Annotated in this window: 8 protein-coding genes; 6 read left to right on the top strand and 2 right to left on the bottom strand. The window is 67.6% G+C overall.

Translation table 11 applies throughout. From position 1 onward, the window contains the following. Positions 1-54: 54 nt before the first annotated feature. Complete coding sequence (locus JHW38_RS19800; RefSeq protein ID WP_207523033.1) at positions 55-3,846, bottom strand: hypothetical protein; 3,792 nt, start codon at positions 3,844-3,846, stop codon at positions 55-57. After that, positions 3,843-16,043 (bottom strand): DUF7507 domain-containing protein, encoded by a 12,201-nt coding sequence (locus tag JHW38_RS19795; protein ID WP_207523032.1) that lies wholly within the window; start codon positions 16,041-16,043, stop codon positions 3,843-3,845. The genes JHW38_RS19800 and JHW38_RS19795 overlap by 4 nt, the downstream gene beginning before the upstream one ends. A 391-nt stretch (positions 16,044-16,434) precedes the next feature. On the opposite strand from JHW38_RS19795, the gene JHW38_RS19790 reads away from it, so the two are divergent. From JHW38_RS19790 to JHW38_RS19765, 6 genes are all read left to right on the top strand, one after another. Then, positions 16,435-16,899: an Rrf2 family transcriptional regulator gene (locus tag JHW38_RS19790; protein ID WP_207523031.1), complete on the top strand. Its 465-nt coding sequence runs from the start codon at positions 16,435-16,437 to the stop codon at positions 16,897-16,899. After that, on the top strand, positions 16,889-17,809 hold the full coding sequence (locus JHW38_RS19785) for an NAD(P)/FAD-dependent oxidoreductase (protein WP_207523030.1): 921 nt from the start codon (positions 16,889-16,891) through the stop codon (positions 17,807-17,809). The genes JHW38_RS19790 and JHW38_RS19785 overlap by 11 nt, the downstream gene beginning before the upstream one ends. Positions 17,810-17,916: 107 nt before the next feature. Continuing rightward, the gene (locus tag JHW38_RS19780; protein WP_207523029.1) at positions 17,917-18,243 is read left to right on the top strand and encodes a hypothetical protein; all 327 of its coding nucleotides are present in this window, start codon (positions 17,917-17,919) and stop codon (positions 18,241-18,243) included. A 172-nt stretch (positions 18,244-18,415) separates the two neighbouring features. Further along, entirely contained in the window at positions 18,416-18,643 is a 228-nt protein-coding gene (locus JHW38_RS19775) for a hypothetical protein (RefSeq protein ID WP_207523028.1), read from the top strand. A gap of 173 nt (positions 18,644-18,816) precedes the next feature. After that, on the top strand, positions 18,817-19,317 hold the full coding sequence (locus JHW38_RS19770) for a sigma-70 family RNA polymerase sigma factor (protein ID WP_207523027.1): 501 nt from the start codon (positions 18,817-18,819) through the stop codon (positions 19,315-19,317). A gap of 81 nt (positions 19,318-19,398) precedes the next feature. Then, positions 19,399-20,424, top strand: coding sequence for a FecR family protein (locus tag JHW38_RS19765; RefSeq protein WP_207523026.1), 1,026 nt, complete (start codon positions 19,399-19,401; stop codon positions 20,422-20,424). The last annotated feature ends 113 nt before the right edge of the window (positions 20,425-20,537 follow it).

Below are 20,537 nucleotides of genomic sequence, written 5' to 3'. Positions count from 1 at the left end.
CCGCCGACGCTGCGCGTCGGCGGGCCCGTTCCCGTTTCCCTTCCGCCTGCCGACTCAGTAACTGCCGACCATATTGAGGAACCAGCCGCGATGGTCGTAATCGAAGTCGGTCAGGTCGTCGCTGAAGTCGGTGAAGTTGTAGCCCACGCCGACGCGGAAGTTCTTGCCCAGATCGCGATCAACGCCGACCGTCAGGCCGGTGCGGGTGCCGCCGTTGCGCACGTCGAGCCAGCGGTATTCGGCCATGCCGTGCCAGACATCGTGCACGCGGTAGCGCGCCTGCACCGCGGCGAAGCTGGTCGCCGAATCCTCCCACTTGCCCTGCATCCGCCCGAACCGCACCTCGCCCTGGCGCCGCGCCAGCTTGCCGGCGAACTCCCAGCGCTGGTTCGGGTTGTACACGCCCTCGAACGACAGCACCTGGGTGCGCTGGTCGTAGCTGGCGATGTTCGGCCCGACCTGGCCCAGCGAGGACAGGTCGTAGAGGTAGGTGTACTTGCCCAGCAACGCCCAGCGCGTGCTGTCGTAAGGCCGCCAGGCGAAGCCGAGGTTGCCCTCGACGAACTTGGCGCCGGCCTGGGCGTTGAGCTTGTCCTTGGTCTGCGAGTAGTTGAACCGCCCGGCGATGCGGAAGCTGTCGTCGAACTTGTGCAGGAAGCGGTTGGTGCTGGTCCATTGCTCGCGCCGCTCGGCGCCGCTGTCGCGCCGCCACTCCAGCTTGCTCTGCCACTGGGTGTCGAGCGAGCTGCGTCCGCCGGTGAGGCTGGCGCCGCGGCGCTGCACGTTGCCGAGTTCGCTCTCGCGTTCGAGCGTGGACTTGGTCAGGGCGAAGCCCAGGTTCCAGCCCTCGCCGGGATAGAAGTCCATGCCGAAGGTGTGGCCCAGCCCCGATTCGTTCGGCGCCTTGAGGAACACGCTCTCGTTGAACAGGTTGACCTGGTTCGACAGGCGCCAGCGCTGGCCGAGGGTCCAGCCGGTGCGCAGGCGGTCGTCGAACAGCGGGTCGTAGTCGCTGGTGTCGGTGGAATAGGTGTAGGCGCCGTAGATCGAATGATCCGGCGTCAGCCGGTACTCGGCGTCGAGCTTGGCCGCGTTGCCGCGGTTGCCGTGGGTCAGTTCCGCGCCGACGCTGGACAGTTCGCCGAACTGGTACTTGCCGCCGACGGTGACCGAATCGTTGTCGGCATAGCGGCCGCCGTCGTCGTCGAGGGTCTTCTGCACGGTGCCGAACAGCTCCAGCTGGCTGCCGAAGCGCTGCTTGTACTGCACCGCGCCGAGCAGGCCGCTGGCGTCGAGGCCGTTGGCGCGGTCTTCCTGCACTCGGCGCACTTCGGCGCTGAGCGTGGTTTCGTCGTTGAGGCGCCATTCGGCCGAGGCCTGGGCCTGGGTCAGCGACTGCCGGCCGCGTTCGGCCACGCTGTAGCGGGCGAATACGCGCAGCGCCGGCGTCAATTCGCCGTAGACCTCGGCGCCGCGCTCCTCCACCGCCTCGCTGGTGTCGTAGCGGGCGATCGAATAGCCCGGGTCGACCTTGCGCCACCACGCGCCGGCGGTCCATTCGCCCTGGGTCCAGCCGAGTTCCTTGAAGTTGACCCGCGCTTCCGCCGAACGCGCGCGGCCGCTGCGGTCCTTCAGCCCGGAGTTCAGCTCGGAAAAGCTCAGGCCGCCGTTGTCGGAATAGAAGATCGGCGCGCTGGTGGCCTGGGTGCGGCTGCTCTCGAGCTTGAGGAAGGTGCCGCGACCGGCCTGCAAGGTGACGTCGGCGCCCTTGAGCGAATAGTCCTCGCCGGAGCGGTTCTCGTCGACCCAGGTGCCGCCGACGGCCAGATGCTCGCCGAACCAGTGCTTGCCGCGGAAACCCAGGGTGGTGTCGTCCGGATCGAAACCGGTCGGCACGTACTCGTAGTCGGCCAGCAGCACTTGGTCGAAACCGTCCAGCGGCGTGTCGCGGGTCAGGCTCGGCACGTTCTGGCGGGTGATCTGGTCCAGGCGCCGGGTCAGCAACACACGGCCCTGCAGTTCGTCGATCTCGTAGTCCGCGCCGCGCACCAATTCGGCCCGGCTCTGCACCCGGCCGGTGGTGCGGTCGCGCACTTCCACCGCGAGCCGGTCCGAACCCGGCAGCAGGTCGCCGTGCTTGAGGTAGTACAGGCTGCCGTTGGTGCCGAGCAGTTCGGTATGGCCCGGCGCGGTCTGCGCCTGCGAACCGAACACGCGCAGTTCGCTGCCCGGCTCGCCGAGCGCGGTGCTGCGGCGGCTGCGCCAGTTCATCGCGCCGCCGTACAGCGAACGGTTGTACTGGGCGTACTCGGTACCGGTCAGGCCGGTGTTGAAGTTGCCCCACAGCGCCTGGTTCTTGTCCCAGTCCACGCGCAGGTACAGCCGGCCCATCGTGTCGACGTCGCGATAGGTCGTGGAATCGTCGCCGTAGACCGGGTAGTACTGGTCCGGATCCAGGCGCCGGAACACGTCCTGCGGGTCGGCGTCCCAGAAGCCGTTGAACAGTTCGGAGACTTCGCGCTCCTGGGTGTCGGCCTGCGCGGTGACGAGGTATTTGCCGCGGTACTTGCCCTTCAGATAGAACGCCAGCCGCCCGTCCACGACCAGGCTGTCGTCGGCCAGGCGCTTGTCGTTGGCGACGGTCTCGATCGAACCGCGGGTGCTGCCCTTGTAAGCGGTGACGTCGGCCAGGCCGACCGCGAACAGGTAGCGGCCGCTGACGTCGACATCGAGCGTCTGGTGCAGCGCCCCGCCCTGGCCGCCGGCGACCTCGACGTCGAAGCGGTGCCGGCCGACCGGCACCAGGTATTCGGCGACGAACTTGCGCTCCAGGTCGATCGGGTGCGCCTGACCGTTGATCTTGATCGATTCGCGCTCGGGGATGTTGCGCCCCTGGATGCGGATGCGCGAGCCGTAGATGGCGATGTTCTGCTGACGCAGGCTGTCCTGCCCGAACACGCGGTCGACCTGGCTGCGCTGTTCGGCTTCTTCGACGCTGAACGTTGCGCCTTGCGACTTCTGCACCTGCTCGCGCAGCAGCCGCGAGCCCTTCTCGGCTTCGCTCGGGGTGACCAGTTGCAGGCGGTTGGGATAGGTCTCGTCGTAGCTGCCGTCCTCGCCGTAGGCGCGAACGATGTAGACCAGTTCGTCGCCGGAGCGCAGATGCAGCTGGGGATCGAGCTCGCCGTTCCATTGCGCTTCGGCGACGGCGGCGTTGGGCAACTCGATCCGGGCGATCGGCGTCACCAGGTCGGCGTCGGTCGCGCGGTACAGCAGCACTTCGCTGCGCCGGATGAACGCCGAATAGTTGTTGTACGCGTAAAAACGCACCGGCTTGACGACGCGGCCGTTGTCGAACCCGAGCAGCGTCGGCGCCGACACCGCCATGTGCGGCTGGCCGAGGTTGGGATCCTCGGTCGCCCACACCACGCCGCCGCCGGGCAGTTGCAGCGACCACTTGCCGACCGCGACGGCGCGGCCGGGCTGGGCCTTGTCGCGCCATTCCGAACGGGGCACTTCGGCCTCGATGGTCACGCGCCGGTCGGGCTGCAAGGTTTCCGACGACGAGCGCTCGGTGGTGCCGACGGTCTCGGGTTGGCGCTTGCCGCGGGTGCGCAGTTCGAACAGCACGCCCTGTTCGCTTTCGCAGCCGTCGTCGCCGCACTGCAACGCGGGTTCGGATGCGGATGCGCCGGCGCCGGAAGGCGGCGCGGCGGCCGGGGTCCCCGGCTGCTGCCGCGCCGCCGGCGCGACGGCGGCCGCCGCAGGCTTTTGCTGCGCGCCGGCGGCCGACGACAGTCCGGCCAGGATGCCGATCAGGGTGTAGTCCAGCAGTTTGATTTTCATCGTGTCGCCCCTGATTGCTCTTTCTCGCCGGCGGGGGCGTCCGGGTCGTTGCTTGTATCCACGCGCAAGGTCTTGCGCACCTCCGGGCTGGCATGGGCGAGGATCGCCTCATACACCGCCTGGGCGCGGCGCATGCCGAGCGCGACGTTGTAGGCGTCCGAAGCGCGCTTGTCGGTGTGGCCGACGATGGTCACGCGATAGCCTCTGAGCTCGTCGAGCGCAGCGGCGATCTTCGCCATCAGCGGCAGGTACTGCGGCTTGATCGTGGACCGGTCGGTGTCGAACAGGACTTCGCCGAGCTTGGGCCATTCGGCGAAACCCACCACCATCGTGTCCGGATCGCGGGCGTCGGTGCGCACGCTTATCTGCAGGGCTTTCAGCAGATCCGGCGTCAGTTTCGACTCCAGCGCCTTGCGCACGGCCAGGGCGCGATCCATCGCCAGCGCCTGGCTTTCGCCGTCGGCGGTGATGACCACTTCGCCGCCGCCGTACTCGCGCACCTTGGCGGCCATGGTCTCGACCGCCGGCAGGTAAGCGGGCTTGACCTCGGCGCTGCCGGCATCGAAGAACACCTCGCCGATGCGCATCTCCACGTCCTGCTTCGGCCCGGGGATCTCGCCCGGCGGCAGCTTGACGCCGAAGTCGAAGCGCACCGGAACGCCCGGGGTCAGTCGACGCACCAGCGGGTTGTCGGTGGTGAGTTTGCTGCCCGGCGGCAAGGTCGCCGGATCGACTTTGAGGATGAAGTTGCGGCCGCGCTCCCACGGACCGCCGGCCACGCCTTCCAGGTGGTAGCGGCCGAACTGGTCGGTTTCGACCAGCAGGCCTTCCACCGACGCCACGCGCACGCCGGGGACGCCGCGTTCGTCGACGCCGCGATTGCTCACGATGTAGTCGACGCGATAGCCGCCCTCGGCCTTCGCAACGCGGCGTTCGACCTTCGGGTCGGCGCCGGTGAGGCCCTTGGCGGCATCGCCGCTGCGTTCCACCCGGGTGTTGCCGGCCGCGTCCATGCGCACGGTGACGCCCTGCTCGTTGGTCAGCGCGAAGTCGTCGGTGAAGCTCGGCTCGCGCAGCAACTGGCTGATCGTGACCGTATGCGCGGCGACCGGATCGGCGTCCGACTGGCGGCCGGCGAGCTTGCCCAGGTCGATGCCGTGCAGCATCGGCGAACTCGCGTCCGGCTCGGGTTTGGCGCCGTCGCCGCGGTCGACCGTGGTCGAGTGGGCGATGTAAGCGCCCGGCGCGAAGCCGCCCTGCACGCGCAGATCGGTCAGGCTGGCCGGATCCTGCCAGCGGTCTTCGTCGCGGTCGTCGAACACGGTGCCGATCAGCAGCGAATCGTCCAGCATCGGATCGGACGCCAGTTCCACCGACGCGGTGGCGACGTTGGAACGCTTGCCGCCGTCTTCGGCGTAGGCGCTGTTGACGTGGCTGCCGGGCCGCACCGCGGCGCCGACGCGCAGCAGGTAGACCACTGTGGCCGACTGGCCGGCCTGGACGTCGATGCCGTCCACGCCGACCGGGTAGGTGCCGATGAGCCGGCCCTGGCCGTCGCGGTCGGCGACCTGCAGGCTGCCGTCGACCAGGCTGAAGCCGGCCGGCGGAGTATCGGTCAGCACCGCGTCGATCGCATCGGTGTCGCCGACGTTCTTGATGGTCACGGTGTAACGCACCAGATCGCCGATCTTGACCCGTTGCGGGCGCGCTTCCTTGCTGACCACCAGATCGGTGCTCGGATCGGGCTCGACCCGCATGATCGCGGTGCTGGTCGCGGTCGCGGTGCCGGTGGTCTGGCCGCCACCGCCGACGCTGCCGTACTTCGCGGTCACCGTGACGACGTTGTCCAGCGTGCCGGCGGCGCGGGCTTCGTCGCGGGTGATGGTGTGGGTGTAGACCTCGCAGTCGACGGCCGCGCCCGGCGCGAGCGTCGCGGCGCCGCACTTGAGCTGGGTCGGCGCGTAGTTCTGCAACACGTCGCGGGTGGCCATCTCGTTCAAGCTGATGTTGCCCGTGTTGGTGATGCGCACGGCGTAGCTGACGACGTCGCCGACGTTGCCCACGCCCGGGGTGCCGTTGTCGACGCTCAGGGTCGCGACCTTGCGGATGTCCACGGCCGGACGCGCCTGGATCGGCACGGTGACGGTCGGCTTGCACGCCGCATCGGTGGAACCGGCCGGACACACGTTGGCCGTGGTGGTGGTCACCGTCGCGGTATTGACCACGGCGGCGGCGTCCACATCGGCCTGCACCACCTTGTAGGTACCGGTCAGCACGCAGGTGCCGCCCGGCGCCACGCTGGCGCAGGCGATCGTGTTCGGCGCGATCTTGCTGTCGGTCACCACCACATCGATCAGGGTCGTGTTGCCGGTGTTGGTCGCGGTGATCGAGTACGTCAAGGTGTCGCCGACGCTGACCCGGCCATCGCCGTCTTCGTCGGCGTTGCGGTCCATCGTCTTCGCCGACTTCAGACCCGGCGCCTGGACCACCGGCTCGTCGTGCTTGGGAGTGCACTTGGGATCGGTCGCGCCCGCCGCGCACGGCGACGGCACGCCCGGCGGCGTTTCCGCCGTCACGGTCGCGGCGTTGCGCACGATGCCGGCGTTGGCATCGGCCAAGGCGACCTTGTACGTGCCGGTCAGCACGCAGTTCTGGCTCGGCGCGACGGTGGCGCAGGTGGTGGTGCTCGGCGTGATCTTGTTGTCGCTGACCACCACATGGGTCAGCGGCACGGTGCCGATGTTGGTCACGATGATGGAGTACGTCAGAGTGTCGCCGACGGTCACGCCATGGCTGCCGTCCTCATCGGCGTTGGCGGTCACGGACTTGACGGACGTCAGGTCGGCCGTGCGCGCGATCGGCTCCTCGTGGCTGGTCTTGCACTTCGGATCGGTCGAGCCGGTCGGGCACACCGTCGGGTCGGTGACCAAGGCGTTGTTGAGCACCTTGCCGGCGTCGACGTCGGCCTGCACGACCACGTACGTACCCGTCAGCACGCAAGTGCCGCCCGGCGCCAGGCTGGCGCAGGTTGTCGTCGCCGGTGCGATCTTGTCGTCGCGGACGACCACGTTGGTCAGGGTCGTGTTGCCTGTGTTGGTGGCCGTGACCGTATAGGTCAAGGTGTCGCCCAGGCTCAGGCCGCCGCTGTTGTCGGTGTCGGTCAGGCCGGTGCGTTCCTTCTTCAGCGCCAGGTTCGGTGTGGCCGCGATCGTCACTGTCTTGCTGTCGTCGTCGGTGACCGGCGTGCCGCTCGGCGTGGTGCCCTTGCCGGTCGCGGTGTTGTCGACCTTGCCATTGTTCACGTCGGCCTGGGTCAGCGTGTAGACGTTGCCGGCACTGCAAGTCAGCGCCTGGCTCACGCCGGGCGCCAGCGTCGCGACCGCCGTACACGCCAGGCTCGGCAGCAGCGGGTCGGTCACGTTGACATTCGTCAACGCAACGTTGCCGGTGTTCTTCACCGCGAATGTGTAAGTGATCGTGTCGCCGACATCGCCCGCGCCGTTCGCCGGGGTGTCGGTATCGACGATGGTGCCGGCGGTCTTGGTCAGCTCCAACGACGGGGCCGAGGTGATCATCACAGTCTTGCTGTCATCGTCGGTGACCGGCGTACCGCTCGGCGTCGTACCCTTGCCGGTCGCAGTGTTATCGACCTTTCCGTTATCTACATCGGTCTGCGTCAGCACGTAGACGTTGCCGGCACTGCAGACCAGCGTCTGGCTCGCGCCCGGCGCCAGCGTCGTGATCGCCGTGCACGCCAAGCTCGGCAGCAGCGGGTCGGTCACATTGACATTCGTCAACGCCACATTGCCGGTGTTCTTTACCGCGAACGTGTAGGTGATCGTGTCGCCGACGTCGCCGGCGCCATTGGCCGGAGTGTCGGTATCAACAATCGCGCCAGCGGTCTTGGTCAGCTCCAACGACGGAGCCGCGGTGATGGTCACCGTCTTGCTGTCGTCGTCCGACACGGTGCCACCGCTCGGCGTCGTGCCCTTGCCCGTCGCGGTGTTGTCGACCTTGCCGTTATCTACATCGGTCTGCGTCAGCACGTAGACGTTGCCGGCACTGCAGGTCAGCGTCTGACTCGCACCCGGGGCCAACGTCGCGATCGCCGTACACGCCAGGCTAGGCAGCAGCGGGTCAGTCACGTTGACGTTCGTCAACGCCACATTGCCGGTGTTCTTCACCGCGAATGTGTAAGTGATCGTGTAGCCGACGTCGCCGGCACCGTTGGCGGGAGTGTCGGTATCGACAATCGACCCAGCGGTCTTGGTCAGTTCCAACGACGGAGCCGCGGCGATGGTGACCGTCTTGCTGTCGTCGTCGGTAACCGGCGTACCGCTCGGCGTGGTGCCCTTACCGGTCGCGGTGTTGTCGACCTTGCCGGCGTCCACGTCGGTCTGCGTCAGCGTATAGACGTTGCCGGCACTGCAGGTCAGCGTCTGATTCGCACCCGGCGCCAGCGTCGCGACCGCTGTGCACGTCAGGCTCGGCAGCAGCGGATCGGTCACGTTGACATTCGTCAACGCCACGTTGCCGGTGTTCTTCACCGCAAAGCTATAGGTGATCGTGTCGCCGACATCGCCAGCGCCATTGGCCGGAGTGTCGGTATCGACGATGGTGCCGGCGGTCTTGGTCAGCTCCAACGACGGGGCCGAGGTGATCGTCACCGTCTTGCTATCGTCGTCGGACACGGTGCCGCCGCTCGGCGTCGTGCCCTTGCTTGTCGCGGTGTTATCGACCTTGCCGCTGTCCACATCGGCCTGCGTCAGCACGTAGACGTTGCCGGCACTGCAGATCAGCGTCTGGCTCGCGCCCGGTGCCAGCGTCGTGATCGCTGTGCACGCCAAGCTCGGCAGCAGCGGGTCGGTCACGTTGACATTCGTCAACGCCACGTTGCCGGTGTTCTTGACCGCAAAGCTATACGTGATCGTGTCGCCGATGTCGCCCGCGCCGTTGGAGGGAGTGTCGGTATCGACAATCGCCCCAGCGGTCTTGGTCAGTTCCAGCGATGGAACCGCCGTAATCGGCTCTTCATGGCTGGTCTTGCACTTCGGATCGGTCGAGCCGGTCGGACACACCGTCGGGTCGGTGACCAAGGCATTGTTGAGCACCTTGCCGGCGTCGACGTCGGCCTGCACGACCACGTACGTACCCGTCAGCACGCAAGTGCCGCCCGGCGCCAGGCTGGCGCAGGTCGTCGTCGCCGGCGCGATCTTGTCGTCGCGGACGACCACATTGGTCAAGGTCGTGTTGCCCGTGTTGGTGGCCGTGACCGTATAGGTCAAGGTATCGCCCAGGCTCAAACCGCCGCTGTTGTCGGTGTCGGTCAGGCCGGTGCGTTCCTTCTTCAGCGCCAGGTTCGGTGTGGCCGCGATCGTCACTGTCTTGCTGTCGTCGTCGCTCACCGGGGTACCGCTCGGCGTCGTGCCCTTGCCCGTCGCGGTGTTGTCGACCTTGCCGTTGTTCACGTCGGCTTGGGTCAGCGTGTAGACGTTGCCCGCCGTGCAGGTCAGCGTCTGGCTCGCGCCCGGCGCCAACGTCGTGATCGCCGTGCACGCCAGGCTCGGCAGCAGCGGGTCGGTCACGTTGACGTTGGTCAACGCCACATTGCCGGTGTTCTTGACCGCGAAGCTATACGTGATCGTGTCGCCAGCGTCGCCGGCACCATTGGCCGGAGTGTCTGTATCGACAATCGCCCCAGCGGTCTTGGTCAGTTCCAACGACGGAGCCGCGGCGATGGCGACCGTCTTGCTGTCGTCGTCGGTGACCGGCGTACCGCTCGGCGTGGTGCCCTTACCGGTCGCGGTGTTGTCGACCTTGCCGGCATCCACATCGGCCTGGGTCAGCGTGTAGACGTTGCCGGCACTGCAGACCAGGGTCTGGGTCGCACCCGGGGCCAGCGTCGCGACCGCCGTGCACGCCAGACTCGGCAGCAGCGGGTCGGTCACGTTGACATTCGTCAACGCCACATTGCCGGTGTTCTTCACCGCAAAGCTATAGGTGATCGTGTCGCCAACGTCGCCCGCGCCGTTCGCCGGAGTGTCGGTATCGACAATCGAACCAGCGGTCTTGGTCAGTTCCAACGACGGAGCCGCGGCGATAGTGACCGTCTTGCTGTCGTCGTCGGTGACCGGCGTACCGCTAGGCGTGGTGCCCTTGCCGGTCGCGGTGTTGTCGACCTTGCCGGAGTCCACGTCGGCCTGGGTCAGCGTGTAGACGTTGCCTGCCGTACAGGTCAGCGTCTGGGTCGCACCCGGCGCCAGCGTCGCGACCGCCGTACACGCCAGGCTCGGCAGCAGCGGGTCGGTCACGTTGACATTCGTCAACGCCACGTTGCCGGCGTTCTTGATCGCAAAGCTATACGTGATCGTGTCGCCAACGTCGCCCACGCCGTTCGCCGGAGTGTCGGTGTCGACGATCGCGCCAGCGGTCTTGGTCAGCTCCAGCGATGGAGCCGCCGTAATCGGATCTTCATGGCTGGTCTTGCACTTCGGATCGGTCGATCCGGTCGGGCACACCGTCGGGTCGGTGACCAAGGCGTTGTTGAGCACCTTGCCGGCGTCCACGTCGGTCTGCACGACCACGTACGCACCCGTCAGCACGCAAGTGCCGCCCGGCGCCAGGCTGGCGCAGGTCGTCGTCGCCGGCGCGATCTTGTCGTCGCGGACGACCACGTTGGTCAGGGTCGTGTTGCCCGTGTTGGTGGCCGTGACCGTATAGGTCAAGGTGTCGCCCAGGCTCAGGCCGCCGCTGTTGTCGGTGTCGGCCAGGCCGGTGCGTTCCTTCTTCAGCGCCAGGTTCGGCGCAGCCGAGATTGTCACTGTCTTGCTGTCGTCGTCGGTGACCGGAGTACCGCTCGGCGTGGTGCCCTTGCCGGTCGCGGTGTTGTCGACCTTGCCGTTGTTCACGTCGGCCTGGGTCAGCGTGTAGACGTTGCCCGCCGTGCAACTCAGCGTCTGGCTCGCGCCCGGCGCCAGCGTCGCGACTGGCGTACACGCCAGGCTCGGCAGCAGCGGGTCGGTCACATTGACATTCGTCAACGCCACATTGCCGGTGTTCTTTACCGCGAACGTGTAGGTGATCGTGTCGCCGACGTCGCCGGCACCATTAGCCGGAGTGTCGGTATCGACGATCGCGCCAGCAGTCTTGGTCAGTTCCAACGACGGAGCCGCGGCGATGGTGACCGTCTTGCTATCGTCGTCGGTCACCGGGGTGCCGCCCGGTGTCGTGCCCTTGCCGGTCGCAGTGTTGTCGACCTTGCCAGCGTCCACATCGGTCTGGGTCAGCGTATAGACGTTGCCGGCGCTGCAGACCAGCGTCTGGCTCGCGCCCGGCGCCAGCGTCGTGATCGCCGTGCACGCCAAGCTCGGCAGCAGCGGGTCGGTCACATTGACATTCGTCAACGCCACATTGCCGGTGTTCTTTACCGCGAACGTGTAGGTGATCGTGTCGCCGACGTCGCCGGCGCCATTGGCCGGAGTGTCGGTATCAACAATCGCGCCAGCGGTCTTGGTCAGCTCCAACGACGGAGCCGCGGTGATGGTCACCGTCTTGCTGTCGTCGTCCGACACGGTACCACCGCTCGGCGTCGTGCCCTTCCCGGTCGCAGTGTTGTCGACCTTGCCAGCGTCCACATCGGTCTGGGTCAGCGCATAGACGTTGCCGGCACTGCAGGTCAGCGTCTGGGTCGCGCCCGGTGCCAGCGTCGCGACCGCCGCGCACGTCAGGCTCGGCAGCAGCGGATCGGTCACGTTGACGTTGGTCAACGCTACATTGCCGGTGTTCTTGACCGCAAAGCTATACGAGATTGTGTCGCCAACGTCGCCGGCACCATTGGCCGGAGTGTCGGTGTCGACGATCGCGCCAGCGGTCTTGGTCAGCTCCAGCGACGGGGCCGCGGTGATGGTCACCGTCTTGCTGTCGTCGTCGGTGACCGGGGTACCGCTCGGCGTGGTGCCCTTACCGGTCGCGGTGTTGTCGACCTTGCCGTTGTCCACGTCGGCCTGCGTCAGCGTATAGACGTTGCCGGCACTGCAAGTCAGCGTCTGGCTCGCGCCGGGCGCCAACGTCGCGATCGCCGTACAAGCTAGGCTCGGCAACAGCGGGTCGGTCACGTTGACATTCGTCAACGCCACATTGCCGGTGTTCTTGACCGCAAAGCTATACGTGATCGTATCGCCGACGTCGCCGGCGCCATTGGCCGGAGTATCGGTATCGACGATGGTGCCGGCGGTCTTGGTCAGTTCCAGCGACGGGGCCGAGGTGATCGTCACCGTCTTGCTGTCGTCGTCGCTCACCGGGGTACCGCTCGGCGTGGCGCCCTTACCGGTCGCGGTGTTGTCGACTTTGCCGGCGTCCACGTCGGCCTGCGTCAGCGTGTAGACGTTGCCCGCCGTGCAAGTCAGTGTCTGACTCGCGCCCGGGGCCAACGTCGCGATTTCCGTGCACGCCAGGCTCGGCAGCAGCGGGTCAGTCACATTGACATTCGTCAGCGCAACATTACCGGTGTTCTTCACCGCGAATGTGTAGGTGATCGTGTCGCCGATGTCGCCCGCGCCGTTGGCGGGCGTGTCGGTGTCGACGATGGCGCCGGCGGTCTTGGTCAGCTCCAGCGACGGGACCGCGGTGATCGTCACCGTCTTGCTGTCGTCGTCGGTCACCGGCGTACCGCTCGGCGTGGTGCCACGGCCGGTCGCGGTGTTATCGACTTTGCCGCTGTCCACGTCGGCCTGCGTCAGCGTATAGACGTTGCCGGCACTGCAAGTTAGCGTTTGGCTCGCGCCGGGCGCCAACGTCGCGATAGCCGTGCACGCCAAGCTCGGCAGCAGCGGGTCGGTCACGTTGACATTCGTCAACGCCACGTTGCCGATGTTCTTCACCGCGAACGTATAGGTGATGGTATCGCCGACATCGCCCGCGCCGTTCGCCGGAGTGTCGGTGTCGACGATCGCGCCAGCGATCTTGGTCAGCTCCAGCGACGGATCCGCGGTGATCGTCACCGTCTTGCTGTCGTCGTCGGTCACCGGGGTACCGCTCGGCGTGGTGCCTCGGCCGGTCGCGGTGTTATCGACCTTGCCAGCGTCCACATCGGCTTGGGTCAGCGTGTAGACATTGCCCGCCGTGCAGATCAGCGTCTGGCTCGCACCCGGCGCCAGCGTCGTGATCGCCGTGCACGTCAAGCTCGGCAGCAGCGGGTCGGTCACGTTGACATTCGTCAACGCCACATTGCCGGTGTTCTTGACCGCAAAGCTATACGTGATCGTGTCGCCAACGTCGCCCGCGCCGTTCGCCGGAGTGTCGGTATCGACAATCGAACCAGCGGTCTTGGTCAGTTCCAACGACGGAGCCGCGGCGATAGTGACCGTCTTGCTGTCGTCGTCGGTGACCGGCGTACCGCTAGGCGTGGTGCCCTTGCCGGTCGCGGTGTTGTCGACCTTTCCGGCGTCCACGTCGGTCTGCGTCAGCACGTAGACGTTACCGGCCGTGCAGACCAAGGTCTGGCTCGCGCCCGGCGCCAACGTCGCGATCGCCGTGCACGCCAGACTCGGCAGCAGCGGGTCGGTCACATTGACATTGGTCAACGCAACGTTACCGGTGTTCTTCACCGCGAACGAGTAAGTGATCGTATCGCCGATGTCGCCCGCGCCGTTTGTCGGAGTGTCGGTATCGACAATCGACCCAGCGGTCTTGGTCATTTCCAACGACGGGGCCGCGGTGATCGTTACCGTCTTGCTGTCGTCGTCGGTGACCGGAGTACCGCTAGGCGTGGTGCCCTTGCCGGTCGCGGTGTTGTCGATCTTTCCGGCGTCCACGTCGGTCTGCGTCAGCGTATAGACGTTGCCGGCACTGCAGGTCAGCGTCTGGCTCGCACCGGGCGCCAACGTCGCGATCGCCGTGCACGCCAAGCTCGGCAGCAGCGGGTCGGTCACGTTTACATTCGTCAACGCCACGTTGCCGCTGTTCTTCACCGCGAATGTGTAAGTGATCGTGTCGCCAACGTCGCCCGCACCGTTCGCCGGAGTGTCGGTATCGACAATCGCCCCAGCGGTCTTGGCCAGCTCCAGCGACGGAGCCGCGGCGATCGTCACCGTCTTGCTGTCGTCGTCGGTGACCGGGGTACCGCTAGGCGAGGTGCCCTTACCGGTCGCGGTGTTGTCGACCTTTCCGTTATCTACATCGGTCTGTGTCAGCACGTAGACGTTGCCCGCCGTGCAACTCAGCGTCTGGCTCGCGCCCGGCGCCAGCGTCGTGATCGCCGTGCACGCCAAGCTCGGCAGCAGCGGGTCGGTCACATTGACATTCGTCAACGCCACATTGCCGGTGTTCTTTACCGCGAACGTGTAGGTGATCGTGTCGCCGACGTCGCCGGCGCCATTGGCCGGAGTGTCGGTATCAACAATCGCGCCAGCGGTCTTGGTCAGTTCCAACGACGGGGCCGCGGTGATCGCCACCGTCTTGCTGTCGTCGTCCGACACGGTGCCACCGCTCGGCGTCGTACCCTTGCCCGTCGCGGTGTTGTCGACCTTGCCGTTATCTACATCGGTCTGCGTCAGCACGTAGACGTTGCCGGCCGTGCAGACCAAGATCTGGCTCGCGCCCGGCGCCAATGTCGCGATCGCCGTGCACGCCAGACTCGGCAGCAGCGGGTCGGTCACATTGACATTCGTCAACGCCACATTGCCGGTGTTCTTTACCGCGAACGTGTAGGTGATCGTGTCGCCGACGTCGCCGGCGCCATTGGCCGGAGTGTCGGTATCAACAATCGCGCCAGCGGTCTTGGTCAGTTCCAACGACGGGGCCGCGGTGATCGCCACCGTCTTGCTGTCGTCGTCCGACACGGTGCCACCGCTCGGCGTCGTGCCCTTGCCCGTCGCGGTGTTTTCGACCTTGCCGTTATCTACATCGGTCTGCGTCAGCACGTAGACGTTGCCGGCACTGCAGGTCAGCGTCTGACTCGCACCCGGGGCCAACGTCGCGATCGCCGTACAAGCCAGGCTCGGCAACAGCGGGTCGGTCACGTTGACGTTCGTCAACGCCACATTGCCGGTGTTCTTGACCGCAAAGCTATACGTGATCGTGTCACCGACATCGCCCGCGCCGTTCGCCGGAGTATCGGCATCGACGACCGCCCCAGCCGTCTTGGTCAGCTCCAACGACGGAGCCGCGGTGATGGTCACCGTCTTGCTGTCGTCGTCGGTCACGGTGCCGCCGCTCGGCGTCGTGCCTCGGCCGGTCGCGGTGTTATCGACCTTGCCGTTATCTACATCGGTCTGCGTCAGCACGTAGACGTTGCCGGCACTGCAACTCAGCGTCTGGCTCGCGCCGGGCGCCAGCGTCGCGACCGCCGTGCACGTCAAGCTCGGCAGCAGCGGATCGGTCACGTTGACGTTGGTCAGCGCCACGTTGCCGGTGTTCTTAACCGCGAACGTGTAGGTGATCGTATCGCCAACATCGCCCGCGCCGTTCGCCGGCGTGTCGGTATCGACGACCGCCCCAGCCGTCTTGGTCAACTCCAGCGACGCAGCAGGCGGCGACGGAGGCGGCGCGCAGGCGGCGTTGTCGCTGGTGTCGCTCTCCGCTCCGGCGGGCAGATCCGCCTTGTTGTACAAGCCACGACCCGGCGTGTTGCCCGAGCACGCCAGCGCGGGCGTGCTGTCGGTGTACTGGAATTTGACGGTCAGCGAATAGGTATGGGTGGCGTTCGCAGCGATGGCGGTACCGGCGGCGGCGAGTTGGTACGGCCCCGCGCCGGTGGCGCTGCCGCCGGTGCAGCCGCCGGAACAGGTCCAGCTCGCGCTGATCACCTGCAGATTGGCGGGGAACGACGGGGTGTCGGTGATCGGCCCGTAGCTGCCGGCCGCCGCGGTCGCGTTGGCGACGGCGACCGTATAGCCGACCGAGTAGCTGCCGTCGGCCGCCGGGCCGGTCGCGCTGCCCGCGGTCTTGCTGAGGTTGATGCGGAAGATCGGATCGTCGTCGGTCGCCGTGCAGGTGCCGGTGCCGCTGTCGAACACGCCGCCGGCGGCGGTGCAGCCGGCGCCGGTATTGGTCACGCCGGTCGGGGGTCTTACGTTGGCCCGATTGGTCGCGTTCTGGGCCGCGGCATTGCCGGTTGCGATCACCAGCGACGCGAGCAGCAAAGCCTCGCACACGCCAACGCCGAACAGCCCGATTCGCTCGAAGATCGATCCCGACACGGAAGACACCCCTGATTCACCAATCTCTCCATCGCCGCTGGGGCTGGGGCGCGGACATGAACGCGAAATCTGTCACAGAGCCAATGACAGGTGGCGACTTAAGTCGCTGATTTATTTGAATTAGATGCTGAGGTGCCGGCTTGGAAGTTCACCCGTCTGCACTCATTCACATGTACTTCCTGGCACCTTTTGAATTCTCAATCGCTGCATCAAACCCACTTCCAACGACTCGGCGCTTTGCGTCCAGGACCCACCCGCGCCGAAACGACTGCCCGACGAGGCGCCGTTTAGTGCATGGATCCGGCGCCCAGCGGCGCCCAATGCACGGGACGGAACCGGACGACTGCGAACGCGATTGACAGGCTCCGTTTCACGTAACACTATTTGTTCCATGAAATCCAACAGCTCCCTCTCCGGCGTCCTCCACGTCCTGCTGCACATGGCCGAATCGCCGAACCCGGTCACCTCCGAAGTGTTGTCGCGGGCGATGCGCACCAATCCGGTGGTGGTGCGGCGGACCATGGCCGGCCTGCGCGAGGCCGGGCTGGTGCGTTCGGAAAAAGGCCACGGCGGCGGCTGGAGCATCGCCCGCCCGCTCGAGGCCATCACCCTGCTCGACATCTATCGCGCGATCGGCGCGCCGGGGCTGTTCGCGCTCGGCCATCGCAGCGACAACCCGCATTGCCTGGTCGAGAAGGCGGTGAACCACGCCCTCGACGGCGCGTTCGACGCGGCCCAGACCTTGCTGCTGGAACGTTTCGCCGCGGTCACCCTGGCCTCGTTGAGCGCCGACTTCCACGCCGGCATGGTCGCGGCCGGCCACAGCATCGATCTGGAGCACGCCCATGCGCAATGAACCGCTGCTCGACGCCGTCGTGATCGGCGGCAGCTTCGCCGGCCTGTCGGCGGCGCTGCAACTGGCGCGCGCGCGCCGCTCGGTGCGCATCCTCGACGCCGGCCGTCCGCGCAACCGTTTCGCCGACGCCGCACATGGGTTTTTCAGCCGCGACGGCAGCGACCCGCGCACCTTGGTCGCGACCGCGCAGGCGCAATTGCGGCGCTATCCGTCGGCGCGATTGATCGCGGGCGAAGCGGCCCGCGCGCGCGCGATCGACGGCGGCTTCGAGATCGTCGCCGGCGACGGCGCGGTGTTCGCCGCGCGCAAGCTGGTGTTGGCGTTCGGCGTCAACGACACGCTGCCGCCGCTGCCGGGACTGGCCGAGCGTTGGGGCAAGAGCGTGCTGCATTGTCCGTATTGCCATGGCTACGAGTTCGCCGGCCAACGCCTGGGCGTACTGCATTCGGCGAGTTTTTCCGCGCATCAGGCGCTGTTGGTCGCCGATTGGGGGCCGACCACGCTGTACCTCAACGGCGAACCCGCGCCCGACGAAGACACCGCCGCGCAACTGGCGCGGCGCGGCGTGGCGGTCGAGCCGGCGCCGATCGCGGCGCTGCTCGGCGCCGAGCAATCGCTGTCCGCGTTGCGTTTGAACGACGATCGCGAAGTCGGCATTGATGCGTTGTTCGTCGCCAGCCGCTTGCGATTCAACAGCGATATCGCCGAACAGCTCGGCTGCGCGATCGACGAAGGCCCGATCGGCCCGGTGATCCGCACCGACGACAGCCGCCAGACCACGGTGCCCGGCGTGTACGCCGCCGGCGACATCGCCCGGCCGATGCACAACGCCACTTGGGCGGCGGCCGACGGCGTCACCGCGGGAGCGTCAGCGCATCAGGCGCTGGTGTTCGCGCCGCTGGCGGCCTGACACCGCCGGTTTCGACGAACGCGGCCGTCGTTCGCGGTCGCATCCGAGCGTTACGGCCCGTCGCCGCGTCTTAGTTCGCGAGACGCGGCCGTTCTAGCGTCCGCGCCATGGACACTCAATCGCCCTTGCACGAACTGCCGCCCGGGTTCCACTGGGAGGCGCCTTTCGCCGGTTCGATCTTCCCCGCGCATCTGGTCGCGGTGCCCGACGACGATCATGAGGCCTGGTTGGCCACGGTCGCGCCGGCGCGCGACGGGCACGGCGCGGTCGCCACGATCCGCCGCCACCTCGGGATCAAGGATCATGTCAGCCGGCCGTTCCGTACCGATGCGGCGGCGGCGGGCTGGGTCGCGCGCTGGCTCAGCGGCCACGGCGAGACGGTGCGAGCGGAACTGTCGACGCCGTGGAGCGCGGTGCCGCGCTGCGCGGCCTGAGCGCTTGCGGCCCGCGACCGCGCGCAGCGGCGCCGGATGCCTCGCGGTTTTGCATATCGTGATCGATTCCAACGTGCGTTCGAGACCCAGGCGCCCGGACGACAGGCCTGCGGGCGCGACGGCGTGCTAAGGATGGAATGCCCAATGACGGGCTTATCGAGAGGGATTTCTCATGTTCGCTCGCACGTTGTTGACCGCCGTCTGCGCCGCCGCGTTCGGTTTCGGCCTCGCCCTCGCGCCGGCCGCGTCGGCGCAGCAGGGCTGCCAGTCGCATCCGCTGTGTACGACGTTCTGCCTCGAAGGCCGCGACGAATGCCTGCGGCAGGGCGGCGGCTCGCAATGCCACACCGAGTACTTCGAATGCGTCCGCATCTGCCGGCAGTGTCCGCCGGCCGGCTGAGCCCTTGAAGCGCGGCTCGCAGAGCGCGGCACAGGCGACCGGGCGTCGCCTGTGCCGCGTCGACGGCGACGGCGCGCCCACTCACAAATGACAATCGTTATCATTTGAGCTAGAGTCGCGGCGACTCCGACCTTCCCGCACATGCGCCGCGCCCGTGGCCGCGCGCCGAGACGATGCCTTCCAACGCCGCCGTCCTCACCTCGCTGCTGGTCACCGAGCGCGAGCGGTTGTTGCGCTACCTCGGCCGCTATCTCGACCGCGCCACCGCCGAGGACGCCGTGCAGTCGATGTACTTCAAGGTGATCGCGGTGGCCGGCGAGCCGCCGATCGCCGACGCGCGCAATTACCTCTACCGCCTCGCCCATCACCACGCCGTCGACCAGGGCCGCAGCGAGGCGCGCCGGCGCAAGCTGCGCGAGGCCGCGACGATGTGGCTGGAGGACGACGAGCCGGCCGACAGCGCGCGGGTGGCGCTGGCGCGCGACGAACTGGAGCGGGTCGCGCGCGCGGCGCGCGAGCTGCCGGAACCGTGCAAGCGGATCTTCGTGCTGAACCGTTTCGAAGGCCTGACCCAGCGCGAGATCGCGCACTTGCTCGGCGTCTCCACGACCACGGTCGAAAAACACATCCAGCGCGCGCTGCGCCTGCTCGACCAGGCCCGCGCGGGCGGCTGAGCCGCGCGGCGGCGGCCGGGGGTTGGGTAAGGCCACCCGGCGCTCGTCCTTAACCAAGTCCAGGCAGCCATCCGCCACCGCATGACCCGATCCGCGCAGAACGACACCGCCGAAACGCCGTATCCCGACCCCTACGACATCGCCGGGCAGGCGCGCGCGTGGGTGGCGCGGCTGGCCTCGGGCGAAATCGACGAGGGCGAGCTGGCCGCGTTCGAAACCTGGCGGCAGGCGCCGGCTCATGGCGAGGCCTTCGCGCGTCAACGCGCGCTGTGGCGGGCGTTGGCGCCGATGCGCGCGGCGTTCGATCCGGTATCGGAACCGGCTTCGGGCCCTGCCCCGTCCTCGTCCCCTCAACGTTTCGCAACCGCGCGCACGCGCCGACCGCGGCGCCGCCTCGCCGTCTGGGGCGCGGCCACCGCCGCCTGCCTCGCCGCCGCCATCGCCGCGGCGCCGGGCGTGGCCCTGAGCCTGCGCTCGGACTACCGCACCGCCGCCGCGCCGGCGCGCTACACGCTGGCCGACGGCTCGATCCTCGCGCTCGATGCCGACTCCGCAGTCGCGCTGCATTTCGACGACAACGAGCGCCGCATCGAACTGCTGCGCGGCAATGCCTGGTTCCAGGTCGCGCACAGCGACGCGCGCGCATTCCGGGTCAGCGCGCTCGGCGGCGCGGTGCGCGACATCGGCACCGCGTTCGAAGTGCGCCGGCTCGACGCCAGCGTGCAGGCCGCGGTCAGCGAAGGCGTGGTCGAAGTCGCTTCCGGCGTGGGCGCGCCGGTGCGCGTGATCGCCGGCCAGTCGGCGAGCTACCGCGAAGGCGCGCCGGTGTCGCCGTTGCGCGCCGTCGCGACGGCCGACATCGCCGACTGGCGCCGCGGCGAATTGTCGCTGGACGCGGTGCCGGCCGACGAAGCGCTGCGCCGGATCGCGCGCTACCGCAGCGCGCCGGTGTGGACGCTGGGTTCGTTCGAACGCGCGCCGCGGATCAGCGCCAGCCTGCGCGCCGACCGCAGCGACGAAGCCATCGCCGCGGTCGCCGAACGCGCGCGCCTGCGCGTGCAGCGCCTGCCCGGCGGCGCGCTGCTGGTGCGGCCGCCGGCCGATTGAACGCGGCGCGGATCGGAAGCGCGGAAAAAAAATCGTCGCGCGGGGTTGGGTAAGCGCCCACGCCGGTCGTCCTGTAGTTCGTAGCCGCGAGACGCGCATCGCATCTCAAGCCA

The organism is Lysobacter enzymogenes, assembly GCF_017355525.1.
Taxonomy (GTDB): domain Bacteria; phylum Pseudomonadota; class Gammaproteobacteria; order Xanthomonadales; family Xanthomonadaceae; genus Lysobacter; species Lysobacter enzymogenes_C.
This window is presented reverse-complemented; position numbering and strand designations above follow the sequence as displayed.